At 59.7% G+C, this 17,666-nt stretch carries 17 protein-coding genes; 2 read left to right on the forward strand and 15 right to left on the reverse strand.

Going from position 1 to position 17,666, the window contains the following annotated elements; all coding sequences use genetic code 11:
* Positions 1-8 precede the first annotated feature (8 nt).
* From rplB to creB, 8 genes are all read right to left on the reverse strand, one after another.
* The gene (gene rplB / locus CSQ95_RS09635) at positions 9-836 is read right to left on the reverse strand and encodes a 50S ribosomal protein L2 (RefSeq protein ID WP_034753198.1); all 828 of its coding nucleotides are present in this window, start codon (positions 834-836) and stop codon (positions 9-11) included.
* Positions 836-1,153: a 50S ribosomal protein L23 gene (gene rplW, locus CSQ95_RS09640; RefSeq protein WP_010394398.1), complete on the reverse strand. Its 318-nt coding sequence runs from the start codon at positions 1,151-1,153 to the stop codon at positions 836-838. The genes rplB and rplW overlap by 1 nt, the downstream gene beginning before the upstream one ends.
* Positions 1,150-1,770 (reverse strand): 50S ribosomal protein L4, encoded by a 621-nt coding sequence (rplD, locus tag CSQ95_RS09645; protein ID WP_034753197.1) that lies wholly within the window; start codon positions 1,768-1,770, stop codon positions 1,150-1,152. The genes rplW and rplD overlap by 4 nt, the downstream gene beginning before the upstream one ends.
* 3 nt (positions 1,771-1,773) lie before the next feature.
* Positions 1,774-2,430, reverse strand: a complete 657-nt coding sequence (gene rplC / locus CSQ95_RS09650; protein ID WP_010394393.1) for a 50S ribosomal protein L3 — start codon at positions 2,428-2,430, stop codon at positions 1,774-1,776.
* A gap of 325 nt (positions 2,431-2,755) precedes the next feature.
* Positions 2,756-2,944: a hypothetical protein gene (locus tag CSQ95_RS09655; protein ID WP_070221705.1), complete on the reverse strand. Its 189-nt coding sequence runs from the start codon at positions 2,942-2,944 to the stop codon at positions 2,756-2,758.
* A 243-nt stretch (positions 2,945-3,187) separates the two neighbouring features.
* On the reverse strand, positions 3,188-4,579 hold the full coding sequence (gene creD / locus CSQ95_RS09660; protein ID WP_180279007.1) for a cell envelope integrity protein CreD: 1,392 nt from the start codon (positions 4,577-4,579) through the stop codon (positions 3,188-3,190).
* 97 nt (positions 4,580-4,676) lie between these two features.
* On the reverse strand, positions 4,677-6,098 hold the full coding sequence (gene creC, locus CSQ95_RS09665; protein ID WP_099409307.1) for a two-component system sensor histidine kinase CreC: 1,422 nt from the start codon (positions 6,096-6,098) through the stop codon (positions 4,677-4,679).
* Positions 6,095-6,826: a two-component system response regulator CreB gene (gene creB / locus CSQ95_RS09670; RefSeq protein WP_070292463.1), complete on the reverse strand. Its 732-nt coding sequence runs from the start codon at positions 6,824-6,826 to the stop codon at positions 6,095-6,097. Before creB ends, creC begins: the two co-directional genes overlap by 4 nt.
* 164 nt (positions 6,827-6,990) lie before the next feature.
* On the opposite strand from creB, the gene CSQ95_RS09675 reads away from it, so the two are divergent.
* Complete coding sequence (locus tag CSQ95_RS09675; protein WP_099409308.1) at positions 6,991-7,536, forward strand: tetratricopeptide repeat protein; 546 nt, start codon at positions 6,991-6,993, stop codon at positions 7,534-7,536.
* Between the two features lie 22 nt (positions 7,537-7,558).
* Here the strand turns inward: CSQ95_RS09675 and CSQ95_RS09680 are convergent, their stop codons facing one another.
* The 6 genes from CSQ95_RS09680 to rpsL form a co-directional block, all read right to left on the reverse strand.
* A complete protein-coding gene (locus CSQ95_RS09680) occupies positions 7,559-8,404 on the reverse strand; it encodes a DUF817 domain-containing protein (protein ID WP_070221709.1) in 846 nt (281 codons plus the stop codon).
* A 143-nt stretch (positions 8,405-8,547) separates the two neighbouring features.
* Positions 8,548-8,865, reverse strand: coding sequence for a 30S ribosomal protein S10 (gene rpsJ, locus CSQ95_RS09685; RefSeq protein WP_010394389.1), 318 nt, complete (start codon positions 8,863-8,865; stop codon positions 8,548-8,550).
* 179 nt (positions 8,866-9,044) lie between these two features.
* Positions 9,045-10,235: an elongation factor Tu gene (gene tuf / locus CSQ95_RS09690; RefSeq protein WP_077398776.1), complete on the reverse strand. Its 1,191-nt coding sequence runs from the start codon at positions 10,233-10,235 to the stop codon at positions 9,045-9,047.
* A 72-nt stretch (positions 10,236-10,307) separates the two neighbouring features.
* The gene (fusA, locus tag CSQ95_RS09695; protein ID WP_070223447.1) at positions 10,308-12,413 is read right to left on the reverse strand and encodes an elongation factor G; all 2,106 of its coding nucleotides are present in this window, start codon (positions 12,411-12,413) and stop codon (positions 10,308-10,310) included.
* Positions 12,414-12,521: 108 nt separating this feature from the next.
* A complete protein-coding gene (gene rpsG / locus CSQ95_RS09700; RefSeq protein WP_010394377.1) occupies positions 12,522-12,992 on the reverse strand; it encodes a 30S ribosomal protein S7 in 471 nt (156 codons plus the stop codon).
* Positions 12,993-13,144: 152 nt separating this feature from the next.
* Complete coding sequence (rpsL, locus tag CSQ95_RS09705) at positions 13,145-13,528, reverse strand: 30S ribosomal protein S12 (protein ID WP_010394376.1); 384 nt, start codon at positions 13,526-13,528, stop codon at positions 13,145-13,147.
* 433 nt (positions 13,529-13,961) lie between these two features.
* On the opposite strand from rpsL, the gene CSQ95_RS09710 reads away from it, so the two are divergent.
* Entirely contained in the window at positions 13,962-15,887 is a 1,926-nt protein-coding gene (locus tag CSQ95_RS09710) for a phosphoethanolamine transferase (RefSeq protein ID WP_143449930.1), read from the forward strand.
* A 17-nt stretch (positions 15,888-15,904) separates the two neighbouring features.
* Here CSQ95_RS09710 and CSQ95_RS09715 read toward each other — a convergent pair whose 3' ends face one another.
* On the reverse strand, positions 15,905-17,470 hold the full coding sequence (locus CSQ95_RS09715; RefSeq protein ID WP_099409341.1) for a DNA mismatch repair protein MutS: 1,566 nt from the start codon (positions 17,468-17,470) through the stop codon (positions 15,905-15,907).
* Positions 17,471-17,666: the final 196 nt, after the last annotated feature.

Consider the following 17,666-nt stretch of genomic DNA (forward strand, 5'->3'; position numbering starts at 1 on the left):
GCTACCCCTTATTTCTTGCCGCGGCGCGAGACGATCATGGAAGTAGTACGCTTGTTGCTGCGTGTCTTCTTACCCTTGGTCTGTTGGCCCCATGGCGAAACTGGATGACGACCAGCTGCTGTTTTACCTTCACCACCACCGTGCGGGTGATCGACCGGGTTCATGACCACACCGCGAACGGTAGGACGAACACCGCGCCAGCGCATCGCACCAGCTTTACCGATTTTACGCAGGCTATGCTCGGCATTGCCGACTTCACCAACCGTTGCACGGCACTCGATGTGCACGCGACGTACTTCACCCGAGCGCAGACGCACTTGAGCGTAGGTACCTTCACGTGCCATCAGCACAACGCCAGCGCCGGCGGTACGTGCCATTTGGGCACCTTTACCTGGCAGCATTTCGACGCAATGCATCACGGTACCGACTGGGATGTTACGGATTGGCAAGCAGTTACCCGATTTGATCGGTGCTTCCGAACCGTTCATCACGCTGTCGCCAACGGCCATGCCTTTGGTTGCGATGATGTAGTGACGTTCGCCGTCGGCGTAGCACAACAGAGCGATATTCGCGGTGCGGTTTGGATCGTATTCGATACGCTCCACTTTCGCTGGAATACCATCTTTGGTGCGCTTGAAGTCGATCAAGCGGTAGTGTTGCTTATGACCACCACCGATATGACGGGTGGTGATGTGACCGTTGTTGTTACGACCAGCGGTCTTGGATTTCTTTTCAACCAGGGCAGCGAACGGACGACCTTTGTACAGGTCGGCATTCACCACCTTCACCATGCCGCGACGGCCTGGCGAGGTTGGTTTCATCTTAACGAGTGCCATTATGCAGCCTCCTCGGAGAAGTTGATTTCCTGGCCAGGCTTCAGGCACACGAAAGCACGCTTGGTATGGTTACGACGACCGTTGAACTTGCCGGTGCGCTTTTGCTTACCTTCGCGGTTTGCAGTTTGCACGGACAGAACTTCAACCTTGAACAGCAGTTCGACCGCTGCCTTGATTTCAGGCTTGGTTGCATCCGGCAGTACGCGGAATACAATTTGCTCGTTCTTTTCCGCGACCATGGTGGCCTTTTCGGAAATCACGGGCGCCAACAGCACCTTCATCAAGCGTTCTTCGCTATGTTTCAAAATCGCGCTCATGCCAGCATCTCCTCAATCTTGGCCAATGCAGCTTTGGTGACCAGGATCTTCTTGTAGAACACCAGGGACATCGGGTCTGCGTGACGTGGCTCAACGACGAGTACGTTAGGCAGGTTGCGCGATGCCAGTTCCAGGTTTTCGTTCAGAACGTCGGTGATGATCAGAACCGAATCAAAGCCCAGGCCGTTCAATTTTTGCGACAGCAGCTTGGTTTTTGGCGCGTCGATCGTCAGATCGTCGATGACGATCAGGCGCTCTTCGCGAGCCAGCTGCGACAGGATCGAGCAGATACCTGCGCGATACATCTTTTTGTTCACTTTGTGGGTGAAGTTTTCGTCAGGCGAGTTCGGGAAAATCCGACCACCGCCGCGCCACAGTGGCGACGACGACATACCAGCACGAGCGCGGCCGGTACCTTTTTGGCGCCATGGCTTTTTCGTCGTGTGGTGAACTTCTTCACGGTCTTTTTGCTTGCGGTTACCACTACGTGCATTCGCTTGATAAGCGATGACGACTTGGTGGATCAGCGCTTCATTGTAGTCACGGCCGAAAATCGTATCGGCTGCAGCAACGTTCGAGGCGGCTTGACCTTGCGCATTCAGAAGCTTGAGTTCCATCGTTTAAGCTCCCTTCTTGGCTTTGGTTTTGATGGCTGGCGAGACAACTACCTGGCCATTTTTCGCACCTGGAATCGCGCCTTTGACCAGCAGCAGCTGACGGTCGGCATCGATACGGGCGATCACGAGGTTCTGGATCGTACGGTTAACGTCACCCAGATGACCGGTCATGCGCTTACCAGGGAAAACGCGACCTGGATCTTGTGCCATACCGATGGAACCTGGAACGTTGTGCGAACGCGAGTTACCGTGCGTTGCACGGCCAGAAGCGAAGTGGTAACGTTTGATAACGCCTGCATAGCCTTTACCGATGGTAACGCCTTGCACGTCGATCTTTTGACCGACTTCGAACAGGGAAGCAGCGACAACATCGCCAGCTTTCAGTTCAGCGGCTTTAGCAGCATCGACACGGAACTCTTTCAACAGAGTACCGGCTTCAACGCCAGCTTTAGCGTGATGACCAGCAACAGCTTTGGTCACGCGGGAAGCGCGACGTTGACCGAATGCGACCTGAACAGCGGAGTAGCCATCTGTTTCAGGGGTTTTGATTTGCGCAACACGGTTGTTCGATACGTCCAACACGGTGACCGGGATCGAATCCCCTTCATCCGTGAAAATGCGCATCATACCAACCTTGCGACCGAGAAGGCCTAGGCTCATTTTTTCTCCATTCCCACCTGCGATTGGGCGGGGCTTGTTTAACTACAAAGTAACGTAGGACTCAAAAAAGACGAATCCATACCGAAGCCGGCTAGTATATAGCACAAAAACCCTTGACGCAACAAGTTAACACGAGGTATGTCAAAGTGTTGCGCGACGCCCCTGCGGGAGTTGTCGGCGCCCCTGAAAAACGCTGCCGCGAGGCAATTTAACAGGCGCAAAGCACGGCGGCATGCGCCCTTGCGGGCAATGGCAGAAACACACAGGGCGCGCCATGGCATGCGCGCCCTGCTCCACTCATCCTGGGCGTGGCGCCCGGAAAAGCTTATTGCTGGCAGTTGATCAGGCAATGTTCGTACAGGTCCTCGCAGATCGGGCTGCCGCCGAGGTGCGCCCGGCAATTCGCCACTTTTTGCCCGCACTCGCTATAGCACTGCGTGACGTCGCCGGCGGCAAACGCGTACGAGGCGCTCAGGCCCAACGCAAACAGAAAAACCATCGTCTTCTTGATCATATTGCATCTCCGTTTTATCGGATGGACAAACAACCAGGACGCCACGCCATCCTCGCACCGCCCCGGGCAGACGCCACGGCGCCCGCCATTACCTAAAAAGTAACACCAATAGCATACCGTAAATAATACCAACCAACTACCAATTAATGCTGCAGTTCTTTCCCCGCGCAAAATGCAAAAGCCAGCCCGGGCATATCACTGTCCGAGCTGGCTGCAAGGTGGCGCATGGCGCCCAGGTAAGTCTTACTCTTGCGGCGCTCCTTTGCCAATCTGATACCAGTCCACCTTGCGCGTCGCCACCATGATGGCGGCCAGCACGGCAAACAGCAGGATGCTGCCCATCACCAGCGCATTGTTTTCCGAGCTCAGCAAGCCATACAGGGCGCCATACAGCATGGTCAGCCCCACGCCGAAGCCGATCCCGCGCCAGGCGTTGTGCAGCACGTGCACCAGATAAAAGCTGGTCAGCACGATACAGGCGGCGCTGGCGATCAGATAGGCGGTCAGGAAGGCGATGTGTTCCGCCAGGCCCACCAGCAGCAGGAAAAAGATCACCAGCGACAGGCCCACCAGCAGATACTGCACCGGGTGGATCGGCAGGCTTTTCAGGATTTCAAAGATGAAGAAGGCGGCAAAGGTCAGTGCCACGAACAGCAAGCCATATTTGGTGGCCCGGTCCGATTGCGAATACACGTTCACCGGCTCGATGAAGCCCACGCTGAAGCGGTCGATCTGGCCCAGCGGCGCACTGTCGGGCACCTTGAACTCGCCCTCGATCGTGCTCAGCTGCGTTTGCGCATTGGTGGCCAGCGAGGAGATGCTCCACTCGACCTGAAAGCCATCGGCGTTGATCTGGCGGAATTTCGGCGACGGCAGGAAGCGCCCGCCAAACTGCGGATGCGGCCAGTTCGACTTGATGCTGATCTGACTGTTTTTCGCCACTGGCACGAAGTGCTGGCGTTCGATGCCGTCGAGGCCCAGATCAAAACTGAAATGCACCTGCTGCGGTGCCGTCAAAGGCATGGCGGCCAGCGGCGCATGCAGGCCGCTGCGGAAGGCAAACAGGTCGGTGCCCTGCTCGAACTCGATCTTCTGGCCGCCCCAGTCGATTTTCGGAATATTACGGATACCGCGCACGTCCTCGATGGACAGGGCCACGAACGGCGCACCCAGGGTCACGCGCGAATCCGGCGACTTGCGCGGCAGCTGGCTGCCGGCCGGCACCGTGAAGTCGCCCTTGAACGCGTGCTGGCCGCTGTAGACCAGCACCTGGTGGATGCCGCGGTAGCGGCGGTCCGTGTCGATGTTACCGTTGAGCAGTAAATTGTTCGGGTAGACAAGCAGACGGCGCTGCACCGTGCGGCGCAACAACTCCGTGCGCACCGCCGATTTCGCTTCCTTGTCATCGCCCTTGGCCACCTCCACGCGCTCTTCATACTGCTCCGTGTAGGGAATCACCAGGATGGGGCCGATGATGGTTTGTTCGCGCACCGAATCGGCGGCGATGCTGTTAACGGCTTCCTGGCGGAATTCCATCCGCTCCTTGATCGTTTCCTGAATCATCAGCAAAGGCAGGCCGATTATCAGCATCAGGCCGAACACGATCAACGCTTTGACTAACAGAGTTTTTTGCATGGCGCATCCTTGAAGTAAGGCGGCCAGTGTAAAAAAGCTGTATGCGCTGACGATGCAGTCCGTGTGAAGCGGGCAAATAAAGTGCGCTAAGAGTGTGCTAGGCCAGCGGCAGGCACAGGCGCGCGCAGGCGCCACCGTCCGCATGATTGAGCACCTCGACCGTGCCGCCGTGCAAGGAAGCGACCTCGCGCACGAAGGGCAGGCCCAGGCCCGTGCTCTTGCCGGTGCTCGGGCGCGGCAGGGAGTAGAAACGCTCGAAGACGCGCTCCAGCGCATACGCGGGGATGCCTGCGCCGCGGTCGCGCACGGCGATTTCCACGTGCGCGCCCCGGCGATGCGCCGTCACGTCGATGCAGCTGCCCGGCGGCGCAAAGCCGGCCGCGTTATCGAGCAGATTGCCCAGCGCCTGGCGCAGCAGCAGTGCGTCCCCGGCCACACTCGCCTCGTCCGCCTGAAGCTGCAGGCGCACGCCGCGCGCCGCCAGCGTGGCGGCCGCATCCTGCGCCACTTGCGCGAGCAGGGGCCCCAGCGCGATGCGCTCGGGGTGGTCGAGGCGCTGCTGCTTCTCCACACGCACGAGGGCCAGCAGCTTGTCGATCAATTGCCGCTGGCGCGCGTTCTGCTCGAGGATACTGGCAAGGAACCGGCGCCGCTCGGCCGGCGGCATGTCTTCCTGCAGCAGCTCGGCCGAGGCCTGGATGGCGGCGATCGGGCTTCTCAATTCATGCGTCAGCGTATGCATCAGCTGCTCCACGTATTCCTTGCCTTCCAGACGCGTGCGCATCGCCTCCAGCGCCCGTCCCAGGGTACCGATCTCGTTCGTACCCAGCGCCGGCAGCGCCACCTTGCGCCCCGCTTCCACATCGCCGATATAGGTCATCAGCTTGCCCAGCGCATGGTGCAGCCACCACGCGAACGCCAGGCCGATCAGCAGCGACAGCAGCAACAGCACGGCGCCGCGCTGCAGGATCTTGCGCTGGCTGCGCTCGACAAACGCTTGTACGCTGGCGTTCGGCTTGGCCACCGTCAGCACGCCGATGACCTCATTGCCGTCGCGAATCGGCGCGGCCACGTGCATCACCGTCGACATCTCGTCGTCAGGCCGGCTGCGCGTGCTGCGCGCGCCATACTTGCCCTGCAAGGTCAAATACACGTCATTCCAGCGCGAATAGTCGCGCCCCACGTCGCGCCCGCTGGAGTCGAACAGCACGATGCCGTGCCGGTCCGTGATGGTGATGCGGTAATCGAGCGTGCGCTTGCGCACGCCATTGATATTGACGTCCACGCCATGGCGCGCGTAATCCTGCATGCGCGCGGCCACGGGCGACTGCGCCAGCGTGCCCGCCTTCACGTCGGGCGCCACCAGGCTGGCCAGCAGCTGCGAGGTGTCGACCAGGGTGTCTTCCAGGGTCGAGCGCACGCCCGGCTTGACCTGCTCCATGAAGACATTCAGCAGGAACCACGCGGCCAGCCCGACGATCAGGAAGTAGCCGAGCAGGATGCGCAGGCCGATCTTCATGCGCCGGCCAGGCTGTAGCCGAGGCCACGGTGGGTGTGGATGGGGTCGGCCTGCGCATCGACGGCGCGCAGTTTGGCGCGCAGCGATTTGACGTGCGCATCGACCGTGCGCTCGAGCGTGTCGGGCGCCCCGCTCCAAACGCGCTCCATCAGCTGCGCGCGCGACAGCACATGGCCCGGATGCGCGAGCAGGGTTTTCAGCAACAGGTATTCATAGCGGGTCAGGTCCAGCGGCTGGCCGTGAAACAGTACCCGCGCCTCGAGCGCGCGCAACTCGAAGCGCGCCGGCGCGGTCGCGACGACAGGCGCAGCTATCGTCATGCCCGCCTCGCGCGGCGCCTGGGCGACGCCTGCGCGGCGCAGGATGACGCGGATGCGCGCCACCAGTTCGCGCGGCGAAAACGGTTTGGTGACGTAATCGTCGGCGCCGATTTCCAGGCCGACGATACGGTCGATCTCGTCGCTGCGGGCCGTCAGGAAGATCACCGGCACTTCGGAAAACTGGCGCAGCCGGCGGCATACTTCCAGCCCGCTCATGTCAGGCAAGCCCACGTCGAGCACCACGAGAACAGGCGTCTGCGCGTCTTCGCCGGACATGGGGCGCAGCGCGGCCAGGGCGTGCTCGCCCAACATCACATGGCGCGGCGTAAAGCCGTCCGTGCGCAGGGCATAGGCGATGCTGTCGGCAATCGCCTGTTCATCTTCCACGATCAGGACAGTCTTGGACATGGCGGCGGCACGCATTAGTGGACAATCCCGGAGTATCACTGAAGCATGCAAGCGGCGTCAATCGCGCGGCCGGCGAAAAGCCACCCGCCCCAAAAAACTTGGAGTATATTTATTACGGCATGACTCCGCCGATACACCGTGTTTGACACCCGTCCGAGGAGACTATGAAGACCCATACCATCAGCCTGCTATGCGCTGTCAGCCTGCTGGCCGCCTGCACGGCGCCAGCGACACTCGCCACCTCCAACGCACAACAAGATGCCTGTAACGCGGCCGAACGCAAAGGCCAGTTTGGCGAAGCGGAACTGGCTTGCGTACAGGCGCTGCGCAGCGCCGAGCAGGCCGGGGCCGGCGCGGACATCGTCTCGCAGCGGCAGTCCAACCTGGGCCGCATCAAGCGCTTGCAGGGCAAGAATGCCGAAGCGGAGCAACTGTACCGGCAAGCCCTGGCCACGGAGGAAGCGGCGCAGCCGCGCAGCGATGCGCGCGTCGGCCGCCGCATGGTGGAACTGGCGTCGGCCCTGGCCGCGCAAGGCAAATGGCAGGAAGGCACGGGCTATCTGGAACGCGTGCTGCCGCTGCTGCCGAAGCTGTCGCCCGGCTCGCGCACGTATTCGGCGGAAGTGCTGCGCCAGTACGCCAAACAGCTGCAAGGCGGCCCGCAAGCAGCGCTGGGCGCGCGCTTCGAGGCGGTGGCGGCCAGCCTGTAATAAGCGACTGCCTGCGCCGGGCCTAAGGCTGGGCCACGTGGATGCTGGCCTTGATGTGCTTGAGGTGGGCCACGATGGTGAACGTCATCACCACCAGCAGCGACCATGAGCTCCATTTGCTGACGTGCACCACCGACCACGCGCCAAGCTGGTTCGGATAGCGCCACACGCCCCAGAAGGTGCTGATGTTTTCGGCCAGCCAGATGAAGAAGCCGACCAGCACGAAACCGAGCAGCAGGGGCATGCTGCGGTCGCGGTCGAGCGGGCGGAACACCACGGTGGTGCGCGCATACAAGCCCAGCGCACAGGCGGCCAGGTACCAGCGATAGTCGCCGATGTAGTGGTGGGTAAAGAAGTTAGCGTAGATCAGCAGCGCGATCAGCACCGCCATCCAGTACGGTGGATGGTGGCGGATCCGCATGTCGAGCAGGCGCCAGGTCTGGATGATGTAGCTGCCCACGGCCGCATACATGAAGCCGGAAAACAGGGGAACGCCAAACACCTTGGTGTAGGCAAAGTCGGGATAGCTCCACGACTGTATCGTCCCCGACACCTTGAACACCTCCAGCGCGAAGCCGACCGCATGAAACAGGCAGATGGCTTTCAATTCATCCCACGTTTCCAGCCCGCTCCAGACCATCGCGCCCTGGATCGCCAGCGCTACCAGCAGCAGCACGTCATAGCGCGGCAGGCCGAACAGGCCGGCGCGCGGCACCAGGAACACGGCAGCAAAAAACAGTCCCACAAACAGGCATGACCTCGCCTCCTTGATGCCGAAATACAAAAATTCGGTCAGGAAGCGCGGCCAGCCGCGCAGGCGCTGACGGGGAGTTGCATTGAGCAGGTGGGTATCGAGGGCGTTGAGCATGCGGCAACTTTATCGGGCGGGCGCGGCACTGTAAAGTGGTTTTGCACGACACAAAAGCAATGGGGCCGGGCGCACTCACGATTGTGAGCAGGCCCGGCCCCATCTCAGGCGGCGGGATACCCCGCCGGCCTTCTTAAAAACGATTATTGCAGTTTGATTTCGACATCAACACCAGCTGGCAGGTCCAGCTTCATCAGCGCGTCAACGGTTTTGTCCGTTGGGTCAACGATGTCCATCAGGCGTTGGTGCGTACGGATCTCGAACTGATCGCGCGAAGTTTTGTTGACGTGCGGGGAACGCAGCACATCGAAACGCTGAATACGGGTAGGCAGTGGTACTGGGCCTTTGACGACAGCGCCGGTGCGCTTCGCGGTCTCAACGATTTCCAGAGCGGACTGGTCGATCAGCTTGTAATCGAAAGCCTTCAGGCGGATACGGATTTTTTGGTTTGGTGCCGACATGATATTTCCTTAAAAGAACGAACCGCGCGGTTTGCACGGCAATGAGGTCATACGGGAATTTCTGACGCAACAACCGTCAGGGTCGACATGATAGCACCAAAATGCTTGCCAACCCCGGCAGTTGAATAAAAAGAAGGGCGCCGGGCGACGACGCGTCTTCTTTTATATTCGCTTAATAATTAAGCGATGATTTTTGCAACAACACCAGCGCCGACGGTACGGCCGCCTTCGCGGATAGCGAAGCGCAGGCCTTCTTCCATCGCGATCGGGTTGATCAGCTTGACGGTGATCGACACGTTATCGCCTGGCATGACCATTTCTTTGTCTGCTGGCAACTCGATCGAACCGGTTACGTCCGTCGTGCGGAAGTAGAACTGTGGACGATAGTTGTTGAAGAATGGCGTATGACGGCCGCCTTCGTCTTTCGACAGAACATAGATCTCGCCGGTGAAGTGCGCATGCGGCTTGATCGAGCCTGGCTTGGCCAGAACTTGACCACGTTGCACGTCTTCACGCTTGGTGCCGCGCAGCAGCAGACCAACGTTGTCGCCAGCTTGACCTTGGTCCAGCAGCTTGCGGAACATTTCCACGCCGGTGCAAGTCGTTTTGACGGTATCGGTGATACCGACGATTTCGATCTCTTCGCCGACTTTAACAATGCCGCGCTCGATACGACCGGTCACAACGGTACCGCGACCCGAGATCGAGAACACGTCTTCCACTGGCATCAGGAACGCACCGTCAACAGCGCGCTCTGGCGTTGGGATGTAAGCATCCAGCGCATCGGCCAGACGCAGCACTGCGTCCACGCCCATTTCGCCTTCTTTGCCTTCCAGCGCCATACGTGCCGAACCTTTGATGATTGGCAGGTCGTCGCCTGGGAATTCGTACTTCGACAACAGCTCGCGCACTTCCATTTCAACCAGTTCCAGCAGCTCTGCGTCGTCGACCAGGTCGCACTTGTTCAGGAACACGATGATGTATGGAACGCCAACTTGGCGGGCCAGCAGGATGTGTTCGCGGGTCTGTGGCATTGGGCCGTCAGCTGCGGAGCACACCAGGATCGCGCCGTCCATCTGGGCTGCACCGGTAATCATGTTTTTGATGTAATCGGCGTGGCCTGGGCAGTCAACGTGCGCGTAGTGACGCGTTTCCGTTTCGTACTCGACGTGGGCGGTGTTAATCGTGATACCGCGCGCTTTTTCTTCTGGTGCTGCATCGATCTGGTCGTATGCTTTAGCTTCGCCGCCGAATTTCTTCGACAGAACCGTTGCGATTGCAGCGGTCAGCGTGGTTTTACCGTGGTCGACGTGGCCGATGGTGCCGACGTTGACGTGCGGCTTGGTCCGTTCGAATTTACCTTTTGCCATTTTATTCTTCCTTAGAACAATGATTTAAATGTAGGGACCGGCATTCTCGTGAAAGCCGGCCCGGAACTTCTATTACTTAGCTTTCGAGCTTACGATTGCTTCAGTCACATGCTTAGGTGCTTCAGCATAGTGCTTGAATTCCATCGTGTAAGTCGCACGACCTTGGGTCGACGAACGCAACGATGTAGCGTAACCGAACATTTCCGACAGAGGTACTTCGGCCTTGATGATCTTGCCGCCACCGCCAGCAATTTCATCCATACCTTGCACCATGCCGCGACGCGACGACAGATCGCCCATCACGGTACCGGCGTAGTCTTCCGGCGTTTCCACTTCCACGGCCATCATCGGCTCCAGGATGACTGGCGATGCTTTGCGGCAGCCATCTTTGAATGCCATCGAAGCGGCCATGCGGAATGCATTTTCGTTCGAGTCAACATCATGGTACGAACCGAAGAACAGCGTGACTTTCACGTCAACGACCGGGTAGCCAGCCATCACGCCCGAAGTCAGCGTGTCGCGCACACCTTTTTCAACTGCAGGGATGTATTCGCGAGGAACGGTACCGCCCTTGATCGCGTCAACGAATTCGAAGCCCTTGCCCGGTTCTTGCGGTTCGATCTTCAGAACCACGTGACCGTATTGACCACGACCACCCGATTGCTTGACGAATTTGCCTTCCGACTCTTCGCACACTTTACGGATCGTTTCGCGGTAAGCCACTTGTGGCTTGCCGACGGTCGCTTCAACGTTGAATTCGCGCTTCATGCGGTCAACGATGATGTCCAGGTGCAACTCGCCCATACCGGCGATGATGGTCTGGCCCGATTCTTCATCGGTACGCACGCGGAACGATGGATCTTCTGCAGCCAGGCGGTTCAGGGCCAGGCCCATTTTTTCCTGGTCGGCCTTGGTTTTTGGCTCGACTGCCTGCGAAATCACCGGCTCAGGGAAGACCATGCGCTCCAGAACCACGCTGGCTTTTTCGTCGCAAAGCGTATCGCCCGTGGTGGTGTCTTTCAGACCCACAACGGCGGCGATGTCGCCAGCGCGCATTTCCTTGATTTCTTCGCGTTCGTTCGCTTGCATCTGCACGATACGGCCGATACGCTCTTTCTTCTGCTTCACGGAGTTCAACACCGAGTCGCCCGAATTCAGGGTACCCGAGTAGCAACGGATGAAGCACAACTGACCGACGAACGGATCGGTTGCGATCTTGAACGCCAATGCCGAGAATTTCTCATTGTCGTCAGCTGCGCGCTCGACTGGCTGCTCGTCGTCATCCAGACCTGGGACAGGCGGAATGTCGATTGGCGATGGCAGGTACTCGATGACCGCGTCCAACATGGCTTGTACGCCCTTGTTTTTAAAGGCGGTACCGCACAACATTGGAACGATTTCGCTGGCGATGGTACGCTGACGCAGAGCAGCCTTGATCTCGGCTTCCGACAGGTCGCCTTCTTCCAGGTACTTGTTCATCAGGTCTTCCGACGCTTCAGCAGCGGCTTCAACCATGTTCTCGCGCCACTTGGCAGCATCAGCGGCCAGGTGCGCAGGAATGTCGCCGTATTCAAACTTCATGCCTTGCGACGCGTCGTCCCAGATAACCGCTTTCATCTTGACCAGATCGATCACACCGGTGAAGACGTCTTCAGCGCCGATAGGCATCTGAATAGGTACTGGGTTCGCTTTCAGACGCGAACGCATCTGATCGTAGACCTTGAAGAAGTTGGCGCCGGTACGGTCCATCTTGTTCACGAAGGCCAGACGTGGCACTTTGTACTTGTTAGCCTGACGCCATACCGTTTCCGATTGTGGCTGCACGCCGCCGACTGCACAGTAAACCATGCAGGCGCCATCCAACACGCGCATCGAACGTTCCACTTCAATGGTGAAGTCAACGTGGCCTGGGGTGTCGATGATGTTGATGTGGTGCGCTGGGAAGTTGTTTGCCATGCCTTTCCAGAAGCACGTAACAGCAGCCGAGGTAATCGTGATACCGCGCTCTTGCTCCTGTGCCATCCAGTCGGTGGTGGCAGCGCCATCATGGACTTCGCCCAGCTTGTGGTTCACGCCTGTGTAGAACAGGACGCGCTCAGTCGTGGTCGTCTTACCTGCATCGATGTGAGCGGAAATACCGATATTGCGGTAGCGCTCAATGGGGGTCTTGCGGGCCATAATTAATCCTAAATGAATGGACAAAACCGAGCAGCATTTTTTTGCAAAAATGAGCCCGGCCTCGAACAACAGATGCTTGACAGCCGCCTTGCGGTAGCTGGCTTTATATTAGAAGCGGAAATGCGAGAACGCTTTGTTCGCTTCAGCCATACGATGGACTTCGTCGCGTTTTTTCATCGCGCCGCCGCGGCTTTCAGCCGCTTCCATCAGCTCACCGCCGAGGCGTTGTGGCATCGATTTTTCGCTGCGCTTGTTAGCAGCTTCACGCAACCAACGCATGGACAGAGCCATACGACGGACTGGGCGAACTTCGACCGGCACCTGGTAGTTTGCACCACCGACGCGACGGGATTTCACCTCAACCAGCGGCTTGGCGTTGTTGATTGCGGTAGCAAAAACTTCGAGCGGATCTTTGCCCGATTTTGCTGCGATGTGCTCGAAAGCACCGTAGATGATGTTTTCTGCAACCGATTTCTTACCGGACAGCATCAGCACGTTTACAAATTTAGCGACATCAGTGTTGCCGAATTTTGGATCTGGCAAAATTTCGCGCTTGGGTACTTCACGACGACGTGGCATATCAATTCCTTTCAATCTTCAGTTGAGCGCGCGTTCTTCGCACACTCGCGGACGACCATCATAGTCTTCCACTTACTCGACCAGATGCGGTCGACTACATTCACTTAGCTAGTTGCCACTGAGCGAAACTTGGGTTTGCTGCGTACAACTTATTACTTCTTGCCAGCTTTAGCGCGCTTGGTACCGTACTTCGAACGCGATTGCTTACGGTCTTTGACGCCTTGGGTATCGAGGGCACCGCGAACCATGTGGTAACGCACACCCGGCAAATCCTTGACGCGGCCGCCGCGCAACAGCACAACACTATGCTCTTGCAGGTTATGGCCTTCACCGCCAATGTACGAAATGACTTCGAAACCATTGGTCAGGCGAACTTTAGCGACTTTACGCAGAGCCGAGTTAGGCTTCTTTGGAGTCGTGGTGTAAACACGTGTGCAGACGCCACGTTTTTGCGGGCTGTTTTCCAGCGCCGGCGATTTGCTCTTCACGGTCAAAGCGACGCGTGGATTGCGAATCAATTGATTGATGGTTGGCATCGTTATAAATCCAACAAAAAACTACGATTAATAACCCGGGCAAGATGCCCGGCGACTAAAACCTCGTCCCGCTTTCATCTACTGCGCACCGGAGGCGCCCGCAGCCACTCGATAAGGAGCGGCCATGAAATGCCAAGTAATGCGTAAACGATGAGCAGAATAAAATCGAGAACTCGCTAGTTTAGACCTTGTGTTACAGGGGGTCAATCAGTTTACCGCTTTTTGCTATAAAAAAAGGCAAAAATCGCGGGCATTTGTGGCATTTTGACTAATTTTCGGCAGCGAGGCGCGGACGCCGCCACGCGCAAACGCTTGATGATTTGGCACTCTTTCCCTGCGACCAAGCATCTGGCACGCACATTCTTGTATGACCGCAAGACAACAAAAGGATTGATAATAGCGGACATTTTTCGCTGCCCTCCCGCCCTCCTTTATGCGCTCCTTGCTTCGCCCCGCCAATCTGTTCCTGCTCCTGACGTATGCCTTGCTGACGGCCGTGCCCTTCATCCCCGCGCTGCTGGGGCGCGCGCTCGAGCATCCGTGGCAGATGTTCACGTTCGAGCTGCTGGCGTGGCTGGCCGTCTGGAGCGTGTTCCAGCGCCCCGCCTACTTCCACTGGCTGCTGGTGCCCGCCTTCCTGGCCCTGCCGACGGAAATCTACCTGTTCATCTTCTATGGCCAGGGCATTTCCACGCACCACCTGGGGATCATCTTCGAAACCAGTCCCAAGGAAGCGATGGAATTTCTCGGGCAAAAAGTATGGCTGATGGGCGCCGTCATGCTGGGCGTGATCGCCTGGTGCGCCCTGAGTTGGTATGCGGCCACGCGCACGCGCGACCTGGACTGGCGCGGCAAGACGCGCCCGGCCGCCTTCGTGCTGCTGATCCTGCTGGGCGGCTTCTGGTGGTATGGCTACGAATTCGGTTTCGAGGCCAAGTCCGTGCACAGCACCGCCGCATCCGCCAAGGCCAGCCATCCGGCGGCCAGCGGCAAGGCGGGCGCCTCCGGCTTCGGCGACGCCAGTTCGGCCGACGACGAAACGGCCGAGGAAGACGAAGAAAGCAGCAAACCGGAGAACGCCAGCATCGCCGGCGCCGACGAGACAGGCCTGGGCTGGCCCAGCCTGCCCCACTGGGCGCGCCTGCCCTACGCCTTCGACACCGTCAGCAATTCCTGGCCCTTCGGCCTGGCCGCGCGCGGCTTCGATTTCTACAAGGAACGTCGGTACCTGGCCGAGCTGGGACAGAAAAGCAGCAGCTTCCGTTTCGGCGCGCACCAGCAACAGCCCGATCCCCATCCGGAAGTGGTGGTCATGGTGATCGGCGAATCGTCGCGCTACGACCGCTGGAGCCTGAACGGCTACGAGCGCGACACCAATCCCCTGCTGAAACAGGAAAATAACCTGGTGCCGCTGGCCGACGTCATCACGGCCGTTTCCGCCACGCGCCTGTCCGTGCCCGTCATCATCTCGCGCAAGCCGGCCACGCAAAGCCTCAAGGATGGCTTCTCGGAAAAATCCTTCCTCACCGCCTACAAGGAAGCGGGCTTCAAGACCTACTGGCTGTCGAACCAGATCTCGTTCGGCCAGTTCGACACGCCCGTCTCCGTATTCGCCAAGGAAGCGGACGTGGTGCAATTCCTGAACCTGGGCGGCTTTACCAACAGTTCGAATTTCGACCAGATCCTGTTCGACCCTTTCAAAAATGCGCTGGCCGACCCGGCGCCGAAAAAACTCATCGTGCTGCACACCCTGGGCAGCCACTGGAACTACAGCCAGCGCTATCCGAAATCGTTCGACAAGTGGCAGCCGTCGCTGTTCGGCGTCGACAAGCCCGTCTACACGGACACGGCCATCAAGCCGCAGTTGAACAACAGCTACGACAGCTCCATCCTGTACACGGACTGGTTCCTGTCGAACGTGATCGGCATGCTGAAGGATGACGGCCAGCGCACCGCCCTGCGCAGCTCGCTCGTCTACGTGGCCGATCACGGCCAGACCCTGTACGACGGCACCTGCCGCCTGGCCTTCCATGGGCACAACACGCAGTTCGAATTCCACGTGCCCGCTTTCGTCTGGTATTCGCCGCAATTCCAGCAGCATTATCCGGACAAGGTGACGCAGCTGCGGCGCCATCAGAAGGCGCGCCTGTCGACGGAAAACATGTTCCACACCCTGCTCGACCTGGGCGACATCCGCTTCGCGGGCGAACAGCCCGAATGGAGCATCGCCAGCCCCCGCTTCAAGCAGCACAAGCGCTACGTCGACAGCTATGGCTGGACCAACTACGACAACGCAATCATCCGCGGCGATTGCCGCGAAGTGATCGACAAGAGCACGCCGGAAAAGCAGGACAAGTAAAGGCGGTAAAGGCGCCCTCAGGCCCGTTCCAGCACGCCGCCGCAATCGGCCGGTTGCGCCATGTGCGTGCTGAGCCAGTCGAAGACGCGTTCCGCCTTGTCTTCGATGGCGCTGTCAAAGCCCCGCTGCGCCAGCAGGGCGATGCCGTTCGTGGCCTGCAGCACACCGGGCGCCAGCAGCAGCGCGCCCGCATCGTCGCGGCGCACGCACCACGGCGCCAGGCAGTCTTCCAGCAAGGGCCCCAGCACCAGGTTGTGCGACGAGACGATCACCAGGTGGCGCGCGGCCAGCGTATGCAGCACGGCGGCGGCCGCCGCCACCGACTCGAGGTGGTTCGTGCCGCGAAAAATCTCGTCGATCAGGAACAGCGCCGGCGTCCCCTCCTCGGCCAACGCCAGCAATTCGCGCGCGCGGCGCAATTCGGCGATGTACAGACTTTCGCCGCCATCGAGCGAGTCCTCGTTCTGCATGCTCGCATACACGGCCAGGCGCGGCACATCGGCGCTGTGCGCATGGCAAAAGCCAAAGGCCCGCGCGCAGACCAGGTTCAAGCCTATGCAACGCAGCAAGGTGCTCTTGCCGATACCGTTCTGTCCGGAGATGAAGCCCCCCTTGCCCTGCACGCCGAACGACAGCGGCGCGGCGTTCGCCAGCAGTGGATGCCGCATGCCCTGCAAAGCCAGGGAGCGCGGCGCCGCGGTGCCTGCCCAGCAAAAAACGGGGAGCGCGCGCAGGTGCCGCGCCAGCGCCAGGTCGGCTTCCAGCTGTGCCACCTGGGTAAAGCTGTCGCGCAGGAAGGGCAGCTGCCGCGCCACCAACTGGCGCGTGCGGAAATAGCGCTTGACGTTTTTCAGCAGGAGCCAGTCGCCATATTCGACCAGTACCGTATCGATGAAGGGCACGTAGTGCAGCAGCGAGCGCTCGATGGCGCGCGTCAGCCTGGCCGCCTGCGGGCCGCCGGCAGCCCATGGCAAGGCTGCCGGTCCATCAAGCCGCGCCAGCGCGGCACGGGTTTTCAGCAGGTGGCGCAAGGTATCGAGCGTGCGCTCCCATAGCTTGGCGCTTTCGTAAAAACGCACCTGTACGGCCATCAGCGCGACACAGGCGGCCAGCACGCCAAACAGCGCCGGCCAGCCCACCAGCCAGGCGGCGGCGATGGCCAGCAACAGGGCCAGCGGCACCAGCCATAGCCAGGCGCTCCACCATGGCGCCGGTGCCAGCGCCGCGCCGAACAGGGTCTCGCTCACCTCTGTATCGGCCTGGCGCAAGGGCAGGCAGGCGCGCTCCAGGCTGGTCACTTGTGCCGGGTCGTCCAGCAATTGCCGGACGCGCGCGACAGAGGCGGGATCGGCCTGGCCGCCGCTCAGACGCCGGTGCAGCTCCTGCTGGCCGAAGATGCCGGTCTCGCGCGCCAGCTGCGCCGCATACTGGTCAAGCAGCAGCTCGTCCCAGGTCTGGCCATCGAGCGATGGCGCCTCGCCCGTCAGCCGCTGCAGCATCGCCACGTCGCTGCGCGCGAACGGATAATCGAGCGCCGGCGCGAAGGCAGCGGCAGGGAAAAGTTGCTGGAGGAATGGATGCATGGCGCCTGCGGAGGAGTCGATGAAGGGAATGCCACAGCAGATGCAGGCGATTGCCAATTTATCAAGTGCCGCCTGCGGCCGCGGACACGCCGGACGGCGCGGACACGGCGGACAGCCGGACGCCCGATATTTTTCCCATTCAAATCAACGGCTTAATCATTGGCATGGATCGTGCATTGGAAAAGTCATCCTTCAC

The organism is Janthinobacterium sp. BJB304, assembly GCF_002735765.1.
Lineage (GTDB): Bacteria > Pseudomonadota > Gammaproteobacteria > Burkholderiales > Burkholderiaceae_D > Janthinobacterium.

Excerpts from the sequence above, each read along its gene's own strand:
- CSQ95_RS09710 (WP_143449930.1), top strand. The coding sequence starts at position 13,962 with ATGCGCTCCTTGCTTCGCCCCGCCAATCTGTTCCTGCTCCTGACGTAT.
- CSQ95_RS09680 (WP_070221709.1), bottom strand. The coding sequence starts at position 8,404 with ATGCTCAACGCCCTCGATACCCACCTGCTCAATGCAACTCCCCGTCAG.
- creD (WP_180279007.1), bottom strand. The coding sequence starts at position 4,579 with ATGCAAAAAACTCTGTTAGTCAAAGCGTTGATCGTGTTCGGCCTGATG.
- rplW (WP_010394398.1), bottom strand. The coding sequence starts at position 1,153 with ATGAGCGCGATTTTGAAACATAGCGAAGAACGCTTGATGAAGGTGCTG.
- rpsL (WP_010394376.1), bottom strand. The coding sequence starts at position 13,528 with ATGCCAACCATCAATCAATTGATTCGCAATCCACGCGTCGCTTTGACC.
- rpsJ (WP_010394389.1), bottom strand. The coding sequence starts at position 8,865 with ATGTCGGCACCAAACCAAAAAATCCGTATCCGCCTGAAGGCTTTCGAT.
- rplC (WP_010394393.1), bottom strand. The coding sequence starts at position 2,430 with ATGAGCCTAGGCCTTCTCGGTCGCAAGGTTGGTATGATGCGCATTTTC.
- CSQ95_RS09655 (WP_070221705.1), bottom strand. The coding sequence starts at position 2,944 with ATGATCAAGAAGACGATGGTTTTTCTGTTTGCGTTGGGCCTGAGCGCC.
- rpsG (WP_010394377.1), bottom strand. The coding sequence starts at position 12,992 with ATGCCACGTCGTCGTGAAGTACCCAAGCGCGAAATTTTGCCAGATCCA.
- rplD (WP_034753197.1), bottom strand. The coding sequence starts at position 1,770 with ATGGAACTCAAGCTTCTGAATGCGCAAGGTCAAGCCGCCTCGAACGTT.
- creC (WP_099409307.1), bottom strand. The coding sequence starts at position 6,098 with ATGAAGATCGGCCTGCGCATCCTGCTCGGCTACTTCCTGATCGTCGGG.
- creB (WP_070292463.1), bottom strand. The coding sequence starts at position 6,826 with ATGTCCAAGACTGTCCTGATCGTGGAAGATGAACAGGCGATTGCCGAC.
- CSQ95_RS09715 (WP_099409341.1), bottom strand. The coding sequence starts at position 17,470 with ATGCATCCATTCCTCCAGCAACTTTTCCCTGCCGCTGCCTTCGCGCCG.
- fusA (WP_070223447.1), bottom strand. The coding sequence starts at position 12,413 with ATGGCCCGCAAGACCCCCATTGAGCGCTACCGCAATATCGGTATTTCC.
- tuf (WP_077398776.1), bottom strand. The coding sequence starts at position 10,235 with ATGGCAAAAGGTAAATTCGAACGGACCAAGCCGCACGTCAACGTCGGC.
- CSQ95_RS09675 (WP_099409308.1), top strand. The coding sequence starts at position 6,991 with ATGAAGACCCATACCATCAGCCTGCTATGCGCTGTCAGCCTGCTGGCC.
- rplB (WP_034753198.1), bottom strand. The coding sequence starts at position 836 with ATGGCACTCGTTAAGATGAAACCAACCTCGCCAGGCCGTCGCGGCATG.